The sequence below is a fragment of the Methylobacterium sp. WL103 genome (assembly GCF_008039885.1).
Lineage (GTDB): Bacteria > Pseudomonadota > Alphaproteobacteria > Rhizobiales > Beijerinckiaceae > Methylobacterium > Methylobacterium cerastii.
In genome coordinates this window covers 1-9,800 of sequence record NZ_VRUX01000121.1, presented here as the reverse complement: position 1 = coordinate 9,800, position 9,800 = coordinate 1, and the positions used below count along the sequence as shown (strand labels likewise).

The following is a 9,800-nucleotide window of genomic DNA, read 5'->3' as shown; positions in this document are numbered from 1 at the left end:
TCGGGCTAGAAAAGCATCTCGTCACCGCAAAACATCCAGATCGGCGCACGGTCATCCCCTCGGTCAGCCGGCCTTCAGGAAGACGACGCGACCGAAATACAACGCCGAGCCTCCACCGAGCGCTTACCCAAGCTCCCGATGCTCAATGCCTAAACCGCAGCATCTTAAAACCTACTTGCTAGATTGGATGTCCATGTGGATCGTTCGTCCGGTTTGTTCGCTGAGCCAGGAGTCGCGAGTCCTCCGCTGATGCGCCCGCGATGCGGGCAAGGGCACACGGATCTTGAGATCAAGATCCTGCACCAAGTCGCCCACGCTCGCCCGGATGCGACCGCTACTGTCGCCATATGTGCATGGAAGCGGTCCAACGTAGCAGGCACTGACGATGGCGAAGCTAGCGATCGACCACATCGTTCTCACAGCTGTCGGCAATTACGCCTCGTATCTGTTGGAGGACAGAGCGCATTTCCACCGTCGTCAAATTAAGGCGTATGGTACAACCCTAGCAAAGTCACGCGAGCTTGCCTCGCGTGACTCCGATGCCGTGGTTCAGTCCTTTGATGGCAGAGCTCGTCAATGTGTTGATCTACGGTCTGCTATTGGTTTGATTGGCCAAAATTACCGCAGACGACCTCGTAGACCCTGCGGGAAGAAGCCGCCGGGGCTCTGCGTAGTGCTAAGATATGCGATGTTAAGGACCTGACCGAACGTCCGTCCGAAAGCGAGGCTATTGCGATCGGCGGGAACAAGATTAGCATCGGTTTGAGAAAAGCCGGGCGTCGCCGACTGATCTCCACTGATGCCTTGATCGAGATCAGTGTTGCCGTCGAGGGCATCGCGTGCGTTCGAGATCGCGTTCGCCTGCGTGATCAAACCGCGGGAGTATAGGAGCGTGCGGATCGCGCCCGCCTGATACCCTTCGGTGCCCAGGAAGCCGGAAGCCGTCATAAGGACGCTCTTGTCCTTAATGAACGGCGCACCGCCGATCAGAGCCGTGACGCAGACATCCTCTAGCAGGAAGGCTCCCAGGAGGAACGTGTCGTCGCTAGCATAAACGTCGAAACGGTCGCTCGGCCCGACGAGCCCGGCCGAGCGAGCCGCGAAGGTGAATGCGAAATCGAGATCGAGCTGCGGTCGGCCAATTCGGCTCGCATCCGGTAGCGCGGCGCGGAGTGTCCGAACATGGGCTTCTTCATCGGCGGCCAGCTCGAAAGCGAATTTGCGGATGAAAGGATCTGCGAACGGTACCTGCTTGCCACCGTTGACGGTTCCAACGCCCCCAACGCCATCGATATCGCCAGCTTTGAGACCTGCGCCATTGACTGCGCGCAGATAGTACTCCGCACCAAGATACTCGAAGTTGAGTGCGAACTGAACGATGTCAATGTCGGTGATGTCCGCTGGCGCACCTTGCGCCATGGCAGAATCTGGATCAGTGGCTCCGAGTATGGCCGCTCCTACGGTGCCGAGTCCGAGTGCCTGAATGAATGCTCTATGGCAGGTCCCGAAATCGGCTTTGTTTAGGACAATTTCATCGGCTTCAGATTGTACTCCGGTCTGAACGTTCTCGCCCATGGTCTGCTCCCGCTCTATGAACATTACCCCAAATATGAGGCTACAGTCAGTAGGCTCAGCTTCTTTAACACATGATAGTTTTCGGCGAACGATAAGTACTTCTTCTTCGATGTATCTAAATTAACACATCTTTAACCGAGCTCAAGCTCTACAGCCGGTTCGTCAGTGTCCATCTGAGTAACAATTCCGAAACAATTTGAATTTGAGCCTCGTATAGGTTCATGTATGCCGTGGTTAAGAAAGATTGAGGTATTAAACCAGTCAGTCTCCGCTTCGTGCGCATACTAGCACGGCTATTACAGCTTAAAAGCATCCGCCCATTCGCCTCTGAGTTCACGCGGAACAAGGAAGAAATCCCAGGTGGCAAAATCAACGACTGAATTCCAGACTGTCTCCGCCTCGATGAGGTTTCCGAACAGGTCGGCACAGACATAGCCTTGTGATCCGGCAAAATCGAACAGGCTTCGACGTTCGTGGCCGTAGAACCCATATCCCGCCCAGCCATACTCAACGCTGATGATGGGGCGATGACGGGCAAGAAGGGTTGTCGCTCCTGAGAGCGCATCGATCTCGGCTCCCTCAATGTCCATCTTGATGAACGAGAGGCGATCAAGGTGTGCCAGGGTGTTGTCCAGCGTCTCGACTACGACGCGGATGGACTTCGTCGGCATATCTGGACGGCTGAAAAAATGCGCTCGTAGACCGCTCTCGGCGAGCGATTCAGCGACAACGAAGTCCGTTTCGCCGCTCTCTCGGGACACGGCGGCCTCGCGGATGTGGACACTGGGCGTTGATCGGAAGCGCTTCCGAAGCGCAGTCGCGAGGTGCGGGATCGGTTCAAAGGCGTAGACCGTGCCGTTCTCGCCAACCAAATGGGCAATCTGCCCCAAATGCTCACCAGAATGGGCGCCGAGATCGACTGCTACATTGCCCGGTTTTAGGAAGCGTCGATATCCCTCGGTCAGGACCATTTCAAAGTTGATCACTTGGCCGGTTGTTTGAATGAGCTTGATAGCGGTAGCCGCCGCGATGGCTGGATGCATATTTTTGTTTATTCCCTTAATATCTAATCGTCGGATCAACTGCCTGTAGCCAGTTGGCGTGACAAGTTCGACATCTATTAGCTGTCCATTAGTTCGCACCTTCTGGATCCTCGCGATAGTTCACCTAGCCTGGCCGTTCAGCGATTTCTTGGGAGAGTGTTGAGTGTTTATCCCAGAGGCGGCCGGCCGTCAGCCTGATCAATGGCTGCGAGGCCAGGACTGCGGACATCCAGATCACGCTGTTCCTACGCCGGCAAGTCGGCGTTGGCAGCTTTGACGATCGCATTTGTAGAAACTCTACCGATCTGCAGGTAGACCGCCTTCAATAAACGCGCGATGATCGGTTGCTCCTTAAGACGGTGGGCCGAAAACATCGAGTACATAGAATAGACTGCGTGGACGTTCTCGATGATCACATGAGCGGCCCGGTCGCAATTCGGCGCAAGGGTCATTTTGGGTATCCTTTCGCTTTAAGATGCTCGGCTACAGCCTCGCGAATTACCTCCGGTCGTGATGGTTTTGGATCTGGATGTTCTGCGATCCAGGCATCGAGCGGAGCTAGTTGCTCATCGTGAAAGCGAACCCCGACGAGCGTGCCCTTGCCGGTCGTTTGCGGGCGACCACGTTTGATTGTGTTATCTCGAAATATCGCGATCATGGCTTGGTGTTAACATAAATAAGTCCAGCAGGAAGGTCCGAGCTTCAACCGGGCTTGTTGCCTTGAACGATAGGAGCCCGAGCCTCCTACGCTCGTTCGGATCACCGCTTGTGATTGGCTCGGATTTGGAAGGCCATGAGCGTGACGGATGCAACGAACCCGGACGCGAAGACCATCATCAGCGCATTGTCGAAGCCGTTCGAAATGAGCACCGTGATCGACACGTAGGCCACGAGGGAGCCACCCACCCCCATCGCGAGCCGTTCAACGCTCATTCCCGGGAGCCCTTCGCCAGTACGTGCTCGATCAGTGTTCCACCGGCTGCTCAACGAACGACCGGATGCCGCGCTCGGCTACCTCTTGCTCGAAAGCTTCGTAGGCGTCCTGATCGTACGCAAAAGTGCCTTCCCAAGGGGTATGGCCACCTTCGTGGTCGACGATCTCTAAGGTCCACTCCTCGTCGGTTCCGGCGAACCGGTAGATATGAACCTGCACCGTGATGCCGTCGCGAGTGACGCTACCGCCTAGGGGTGAGTCTTCAATCTCTCGGTCAGGGATCACGCTCATCGGTCGCTCCATCAGTTTGCACCTTCGGGGTCCTTCCTTATGGCGCCACCGCATCTCCGCTGAAACCGTGGGCGTCGAAGATCCCCCTCACGATGCCCGACCGCTTCGCCTCCGCAAGCCACGCCGTCACCAAGGCAAGCGCCGCCGGCCGGCCCTTAGGGACGACGACGGCGACCTGCGTTTGCTGGAAGCCGCCAGTTACGATCCGCGAGCCGGGTACCTGCGCCACGATTGGCTGCAGCGTGTCCCGCGACAAGGCGAAGGCGTCGGCCGTGCCGGTTCGCATCCGTTCGATCGCCTCCGCTACGGAGGGCACAGCCACCGGTTGCGTCTGCTTGAGCGTGCGGGCTGACGCGCGGATCGTTGTGGTCCCGTCGATCGCCACCACTCGGAGATCCGACCGATCGACCTGCGCGACGTCGACGATGCCCGATGCACCAGTCACCAGGTACGTGCTTTCGAGGTCGTAGTAACCCGGCCCAAAATCGAGCACCTGCTTGCGAGCCGCGTCGACGGGCATGAAGCTCACGTCGATCGTCTCGGCTTGGAGTGCCGCTGCCGCGGCGCCTGAGTTGGGAAACAGAGTGATGGCGAACGATAAGCCTACCTTTTTGGCGAGATCGGCACTGAGATCTGCCGTGACGCCATAGGGCTTCCCGTCGGATGTGCGGCCGACGAAGATGAGACCGGCGGACGGGGCCTGGATGAGGCCGATCCGAAGAGTGCCAGTTGGCGTCAGCTCGGCTTTGCCAGATGCATCCTGTGCGAAGCCGGGAAGCGCCATGGCGGCGAGAATGACGAGTGCGGCCGGCAATCCGTGAGCAAGCGGCATGGGTGGCGTTCTCAGAGTGGTTTCTTGCCGCCCGCAGTACAGCGTCGTCGAGCCAGATCCCATGCGAACGGAGCGCCAGCGGCTGACGCACGTTGCGTTATGACACCAGGTTGGAGCGAGCTCGTGGAAGTCAGCGATATGACGAACCCGCCCTTCGTGGTGTTCACCTTCCGAGACGGGCACGTCGTCGTCGAAGAGGATGCCGCAACCGAGGTGGCTGCCCGCCTGCGCTTCGCATCCGCGATCGACCTGTGTGAGACACGGGACGATGCGCATGCCCACCGGGTCGAGCTGCGAGCGGGCGCAAATGTCATCGATACCTGGCCGAAGGTCGACCGCTCCTGAAACTTCCGTTCGAGCGCTTCGAAGAGAAACTGGAGACTCCGTCCCGTGAGTAGATCGGGGCCGAACCGTACGTGTTCTCGTGCCACAGGAACGAGCTCCGCAGCGCGCGGTTTGCGCTGCTCATCCACCGGGGGCTCGCAACCAACCGCCCCTGGACGACAGGAGAGCGACGATGGCGAATGCGGGCAAGCACGGCATGCACCCTGGAAGCCAGGGTAAGGGATCAGGCTCGGGAGCGATGACTGAGCTGCCGGAAGGCGTGATCGAGGACAACGCGGTGCTGAGCAACCGCGACAAGGCCCAGCATGGCGACGAGCGTGGCCTCGACAGCAAGACGGTGCAGACCGAGCAGTACCAGGACCACTCGGCCAATCGGCTGGAGGCTGACGAGGATCGAGCCCAGGACGTTGGCGACGCCGGAAATCCCTAAACTCCGCAGCAGCCCGCCTAGTCCATCGGGCGGGCCGCTGATACCGTCATCCACCCTGCAAACTCTCCGCGAAATCGTCCGGCACCTCGCCGAACTGACCCAAGATCGTCGCGCTTTCCAGCTCGCCAGTCTCATCGTCGGCGATGACCTTGATCGCTGCGGTGCCTGGCATCCGGCCTGCCATCGCTTCAGCCTTCTTCAGCGCGCCGTTCTCTGTCGGTGCCACCTCGCGGTCGCCGGGCACCAGGCGCTTCCGCTTAATGACGAACGTCTGCACGATGTACGTCGTCTTCATGCCCATGTCTGATCTCGCCTCTCACGCTGTGAAGCGACTATCCCGTATGTGCGTGAACGCCATCCTCCAGATGGATCGTCCCTTCGCGTCGTAGACCTCGACGTGCCACGCCGACCAATCGGCCCGATCGTCACTACGCATGAGATCGAGAGCAATCCGCTCGGCGTGAAAGCGCATCAGAGCGTCCGACGGCAAGCGCTTGCCCCTGAGATCCGCCACGAGGCTCAGGCCATTGGTGCAATGGAAGCGGTAAAGCGGCGTCGGCATTGGCATTCTACCCCGCGCTCCACATTGCTTCACCGCCCTTTCCCCGGGGCGTGGCCGTCGAAGTCGAAACACGGTCCCGCTCGCTGTCTGTTCCTTGTATGTTCTTGGACAACTCGGAGCCGCGATGCACCCCCAGCCCCATGAACTGCCTGTGGAGATCCGGCTGACCGAGGCCGAGACGATTGCGCTCGCCTATCGCCGTGCCGCCCGCGGCGACGCCTGGGCCGCGCTGGTCCAGGCGATTGAGGACGCGCTGTCCGATCTGGCAGAGGCCGAGCGCCGGTCGCTGCGGCGGGATCGGCTCGTCTCGCGTGGCTACGTTCGAGCCAACTTGCCAGGGACGGTCACGTGAGCCCCTACGCGGTCGACGAGCTGATCCTCGGCAGCACGGATGCCGTTCGCGTGCCCGTGATCGGGCAGGCGCTGTGTGCCGGCTTTCCGAGCCCGGCCGACGACTTCCTGGAAGGCGCGCTCGAGCTGCCGCGGTGGCTTGTGCCGAACCCGCCGGCCACCTTCCTGATGCAGATCCGCGGCGAGAGCATGCGCGGGGCCGGCATCCACGATCGCGACCTCGCCTGCATCGACCGCAGCCTACGGGCCGAGGATGGTAGCGTCGTCGTCGCGGTGGTCGACGGACAGCTCTCGTGCAAGCGCTACCGCATGGTCGGCAACCGGGCGCGGCTCGACTTCGACAACCCGGAGATGCCGGCCTTTGCCGTCGACGAGTTCGGCGAGGTCGAGATCTGGGGCGTGCTGCGCTTCTCGATCCGGTGGCACCTCGCCCGCGGGCGGCTGTCGTGAGCGGGCCGGCGCCGCGGCAACGCGACCGGATCGGCGGCCGCGCCATCGCGCTCATCGACGGCAACAGCTTCTACTGCTCGTGCGAGCGGGTGTTCGACCCGAAGCTCTCCGGCGTGCCGGTGATCGTACTGTCCAACAACGACGGCTGTGCCATCGCCCGCACCGCCGAGGCCAAGGCGCTCGGGATCAAGATGGGCGACCCCTACTTCAAGATCCGCGACATGTGCCGGGTGAAGGGCGTGCGGGTGTTCTCCTCGAACTACACCCTCTACGGCGACATGAGCGGCCGTGCGAACGCGGTCTACCGGGACTTCTCCCCCATGGTGGAGATCTACTCGATCGACGAGAGCTTCCTCGACCTCTCGGACGTGCACCCAGATCTGCGCCTTGAACTCGGGCGAGACCTGCGCTCCACGGTGCGCGCCTGGACCGGTATCCCGACCTGCGTCGGCATCGGCCCGACCAAGACCCTCGCGAAGCTCGCCAACCACATCGCCAAGCGCATCGCCCCACTCGACGGGGTCTGCGATCTCACCGACCCGGCCGAGTACGAGCACTGGCTCTGCCGCATCCCAGCCGGCGAGGTCTGGGGCATCGGCCGGGCGTCGCTCGCCAAGCTCGAAGCCATGGGCGTCGACAGCGTGGCGGATCTCGCCGACCTCGACCCGCGATCGGTGCGCAAGGCGCTGACCGTGGTGGGCGAGCGCATCATCCACGAACTGCGCGGCCTGTCGTGCCTACCGCTCGGGGCACTACCAGCCCAGCGCAAGGGCTGCGCGGTGACCCGCTCGTTCTCGACCCGGATCGAGGACCGCGCCACGCTGGAGCAGGCGGTCTCGGCGCACGCCACGCGGCTCGGCGAGAAGCTGCGGCGAGAAGGGCTCGGCACGAACCACGTCTCGGTGTTCTATCATACGAGCGAGCACGACCGCGGCGCGCCGATGCGCTCGGTCTCGACCACCGTGACGCTGCCGGAGGCGACGAACGACACGCTCGCCCTCATCAAGGCGGCGCGCCTCGGCGTCGCCAAGACTTGGCGCGAGCCCGGCGCTAGGCCGTGGCGGTTCAGCAAGGCCGGGATCGTCACCACAGACCTGATGTCGCTCGACGCCAGCCCACGCGCCCTGATCGGCCAGCTCGATCGCGAGCGTTCCGGCCCGCTGATGGCGGCGATCGACGCCTGCAACGCCCGCTTCGGCCGCGGCAGCGTCGTCCCGGCGCGCGCCGGCCTCGTCGAGAAGCGCACCTGGAGCACGAAGTTCGAGATGCGGACCCCGCGCTACACAACGCAGGTCAGCGAACTGCCAATCGCGGTGGCCGGCTGATGGAGCGCCTGTGCGACCTCCGCGGACACCGGCTCGTCGTGGAGTGCCCGCCGTGCAACCGGCGCGGCGCCTACGACCTCACGCACCTCCGGCGGCGGTTCGGAGAGCACGCTGACCTCTACGACGTGTATCTGCGGCTGACGCAGTCATGCGGCCATCAGAAGCCTGTCGGATCGCGCCAGCCGAACCAGTATGGCCGGACTTGCCGCGCCGCGATCGGCGTCGAGGGCGGCGACGGGCGTACTGGCTTGCCCTCGCGGAGGTAGATAAAGCGCTACTCGAACGACACCCCCCAGGTGTCCGACGGCGCCCTTACATCCCCGCCATGTTCTATCGAAAGAGATGAATGGAAAGCGTCACAGTGGTTTTGGCTTTGTTGCTCTCCGTTCTGGTGAGCGGCGCCCTCAACCGCCTGCTTCCGCTACCGCTTCCGTTGATCCAGATCGCGATCGGTGTAGCCCTTGCCCTCGGGCCACTGCCGAGCACATCGCTCGATCCCGAAATCTTCTTCCTCGTTTTCCTGCCACCGCTCCTGTTCCTCGATGGCTGGCGCATTCCGAAGCGTGACCTCTTTCGGGACGGCAAAACCGTGGTGGCGCTGGCGCTTGGTCTCGTCGCGCTGACGGTGCTTGGGATCGGTATGCTGATCCACGGCATGATCCCCAGTATCCCGCTCGCTGTGGCCTTCGCCCTTGCCGCAGTCCTGTCGCCGACCGATCCTATCGCCGTCTCATCCGTGGCTGCTCAGGCCCCCGTTCCCCGGCGCCTGATGCATATCCTTGAAGGCGAGGCGCTGCTGAACGACGCCACCGGCCTCGTCTGCCTACGCTTCGCCATCGCTGCTGCTTTGACCGGGACCTTCTCCCTTCCTCAGGCTGCAACCACGTTCGTCTGGCTAGCGCTTGGTGGCCTCGGCATTGGCGCCTTGACGACTTTTGTCCTTATGGGGGCCCAGGATCTCCTGCGACGGCGGACAGGCGAAGATCCCGGCCTGCAGATCCTGTTCAGCCTCCTCACGCCGTTTGGGGCCTACCTCGCAGCCGAGCACGTGCATGCGTCCGGTATCCTGGCTGCCGTCGCGGCCGGTATCGCCATGACCTACGTCGAGATCCAGGGGCGCAGTCTTGGCAGTACCCGCGTCCGCCGAACTGCCGTTTGGGACACCGTCGCGCTAGCCGCCAACGGGTCGATCTTCGTCCTGCTGGGCGAGCAACTGCCCGAGGTTCTTGGGCACGCCGTCAAGCAGGCGGATGTCCAGGGCGCCGGCTGGCTCGTCGCATGGGGCCTCGCCATCACGGCTGGCCTGATGGCAATCCGGTTCGTGTGGGTCTGGGTCTCGCTCCAGTTCACCCTGGTGAAAGCTCGCCTGCGTGGCGAAAGGCGCGAGGGACCGACATGGCGCCTTGTAGCGGCTACGACGCTGGCCGGCGTGAAGGGAGCCATCACCCTCGCCGGCATTCTCACGCTGCCGCTCACCCTGAAGGATGGCAGCCCGTTCCCGGCTCGCGATCTTGCCATCCTGCTGGCGATGGGGGGTAAGCGCTCGGTGGAGGCTCGGCGTTGTATTTCGGTCGCGTCGTCTTCCTGAAGGCCGGCTGACCGAGGGGATGACCGTGCGCCGATCTGGATGTTTTGCGGTGACGAGATGCTTTTCTAGCCCGA

14 protein-coding genes and 1 pseudogene are annotated in these 9,800 nt (G+C 62.2%); 7 read left to right on the top strand and 8 right to left on the bottom strand.

What is annotated here, in order from left to right:
• Positions 1–618 precede the first annotated feature (618 nt).
• The 6 genes from FV222_RS10155 to FV222_RS10130 all read right to left on the bottom strand — a co-directional run bounded on the left by FV222_RS10155 (position 619) and on the right by FV222_RS10130 (position 4,675).
• Entirely contained in the window at positions 619–1,575 is a 957-nt protein-coding gene (locus FV222_RS10155) for a ferritin-like domain-containing protein (protein WP_147814129.1), read from the bottom strand.
• Between the two features lie 296 nt (positions 1,576–1,871).
• Positions 1,872–2,618: an FkbM family methyltransferase gene (locus FV222_RS10150; RefSeq protein ID WP_147814127.1), complete on the bottom strand. Its 747-nt coding sequence runs from the start codon at positions 2,616–2,618 to the stop codon at positions 1,872–1,874.
• Positions 2,619–2,863: 245 nt separating this feature from the next.
• Complete coding sequence (locus tag FV222_RS10145) at positions 2,864–3,070, bottom strand: hypothetical protein (protein WP_147814125.1); 207 nt, start codon at positions 3,068–3,070, stop codon at positions 2,864–2,866.
• A gap of 307 nt (positions 3,071–3,377) precedes the next feature.
• The gene (locus FV222_RS29510; RefSeq protein ID WP_187277292.1) at positions 3,378–3,551 is read right to left on the bottom strand and encodes a hypothetical protein; all 174 of its coding nucleotides are present in this window, start codon (positions 3,549–3,551) and stop codon (positions 3,378–3,380) included.
• A 31-nt stretch (positions 3,552–3,582) separates the two neighbouring features.
• Complete coding sequence (locus FV222_RS10135) at positions 3,583–3,843, bottom strand: hypothetical protein (protein WP_246685402.1); 261 nt, start codon at positions 3,841–3,843, stop codon at positions 3,583–3,585.
• A 37-nt stretch (positions 3,844–3,880) separates the two neighbouring features.
• Complete coding sequence (locus FV222_RS10130) at positions 3,881–4,675, bottom strand: transporter substrate-binding domain-containing protein (RefSeq protein ID WP_246685401.1); 795 nt, start codon at positions 4,673–4,675, stop codon at positions 3,881–3,883.
• Between the two features lie 156 nt (positions 4,676–4,831).
• Here FV222_RS10130 and FV222_RS10125 point away from each other — a divergent pair, with 156 nt between their 5' ends.
• Positions 4,832–5,020: a hypothetical protein gene (locus FV222_RS10125; RefSeq protein ID WP_246685400.1), complete on the top strand. Its 189-nt coding sequence runs from the start codon at positions 4,832–4,834 to the stop codon at positions 5,018–5,020.
• 172 nt (positions 5,021–5,192) lie between these two features.
• Complete coding sequence (locus FV222_RS10120; RefSeq protein WP_147814118.1) at positions 5,193–5,450, top strand: hypothetical protein; 258 nt, start codon at positions 5,193–5,195, stop codon at positions 5,448–5,450.
• Between the two features lie 46 nt (positions 5,451–5,496).
• Here FV222_RS10120 and FV222_RS10115 read toward each other — a convergent pair whose 3' ends face one another.
• Both FV222_RS10115 and FV222_RS10110 read right to left on the bottom strand, forming a co-directional pair.
• A complete protein-coding gene (locus FV222_RS10115) occupies positions 5,497–5,751 on the bottom strand; it encodes a hypothetical protein (RefSeq protein WP_147765003.1) in 255 nt (84 codons plus the stop codon).
• Positions 5,752–5,766: 15 nt separating this feature from the next.
• Complete coding sequence (locus tag FV222_RS10110) at positions 5,767–6,012, bottom strand: hypothetical protein (protein WP_147754622.1); 246 nt, start codon at positions 6,010–6,012, stop codon at positions 5,767–5,769.
• A 124-nt stretch (positions 6,013–6,136) separates the two neighbouring features.
• Between FV222_RS10110 and FV222_RS10105 the strand changes: the two genes are divergently transcribed.
• The 5 genes and pseudogenes from FV222_RS10105 to FV222_RS10085 all read left to right on the top strand — a co-directional run.
• Positions 6,137–6,364, top strand: a complete 228-nt coding sequence (locus FV222_RS10105; RefSeq protein WP_147814116.1) for a hypothetical protein — start codon at positions 6,137–6,139, stop codon at positions 6,362–6,364.
• Positions 6,361–6,813, top strand: a complete 453-nt coding sequence (locus FV222_RS10100; RefSeq protein WP_147814114.1) for a S24 family peptidase — start codon at positions 6,361–6,363, stop codon at positions 6,811–6,813. The genes FV222_RS10105 and FV222_RS10100 overlap by 4 nt, the downstream gene beginning before the upstream one ends.
• Positions 6,810–8,138: a Y-family DNA polymerase gene (locus tag FV222_RS10095; RefSeq protein WP_147814112.1), complete on the top strand. Its 1,329-nt coding sequence runs from the start codon at positions 6,810–6,812 to the stop codon at positions 8,136–8,138. The genes FV222_RS10100 and FV222_RS10095 overlap by 4 nt, the downstream gene beginning before the upstream one ends.
• Complete coding sequence (locus FV222_RS10090) at positions 8,138–8,404, top strand: hypothetical protein (RefSeq protein ID WP_147814110.1); 267 nt, start codon at positions 8,138–8,140, stop codon at positions 8,402–8,404. Before FV222_RS10095 ends, FV222_RS10090 begins: the two co-directional genes overlap by 1 nt.
• Positions 8,405–8,484: 80 nt before the next feature.
• Positions 8,485–9,672: pseudogene (locus tag FV222_RS10085) on the top strand (Na+/H+ antiporter); the annotation flags it as partial.
• Positions 9,673–9,800 lie beyond the last annotated feature (128 nt).

Coding starts and splice junctions, on each gene's coding strand:
- FV222_RS10155 (WP_147814129.1), bottom strand. CDS start 1,575: ATGGGCGAGAACGTTCAGACCGGAGTACAATCTGAAGCCGATGAAATT.
- FV222_RS10115 (WP_147765003.1), bottom strand. CDS start 5,751: ATGGGCATGAAGACGACGTACATCGTGCAGACGTTCGTCATTAAGCGG.
- FV222_RS10135 (WP_246685402.1), bottom strand. CDS start 3,843: ATGAGCGTGATCCCTGACCGAGAGATTGAAGACTCACCCCTAGGCGGT.
- FV222_RS10120 (WP_147814118.1), top strand. CDS start 5,193: ATGGCGAATGCGGGCAAGCACGGCATGCACCCTGGAAGCCAGGGTAAG.
- FV222_RS10150 (WP_147814127.1), bottom strand. CDS start 2,618: ATGCATCCAGCCATCGCGGCGGCTACCGCTATCAAGCTCATTCAAACA.
- FV222_RS10145 (WP_147814125.1), bottom strand. CDS start 3,070: ATGACCCTTGCGCCGAATTGCGACCGGGCCGCTCATGTGATCATCGAG.
- FV222_RS10105 (WP_147814116.1), top strand. CDS start 6,137: ATGCACCCCCAGCCCCATGAACTGCCTGTGGAGATCCGGCTGACCGAG.
- FV222_RS10090 (WP_147814110.1), top strand. CDS start 8,138: ATGGAGCGCCTGTGCGACCTCCGCGGACACCGGCTCGTCGTGGAGTGC.
- FV222_RS10110 (WP_147754622.1), bottom strand. CDS start 6,012: ATGCCGACGCCGCTTTACCGCTTCCATTGCACCAATGGCCTGAGCCTC.
- FV222_RS29510 (WP_187277292.1), bottom strand. CDS start 3,551: ATGAGCGTTGAACGGCTCGCGATGGGGGTGGGTGGCTCCCTCGTGGCC.
- FV222_RS10130 (WP_246685401.1), bottom strand. CDS start 4,675: ATGCCGCTTGCTCACGGATTGCCGGCCGCACTCGTCATTCTCGCCGCC.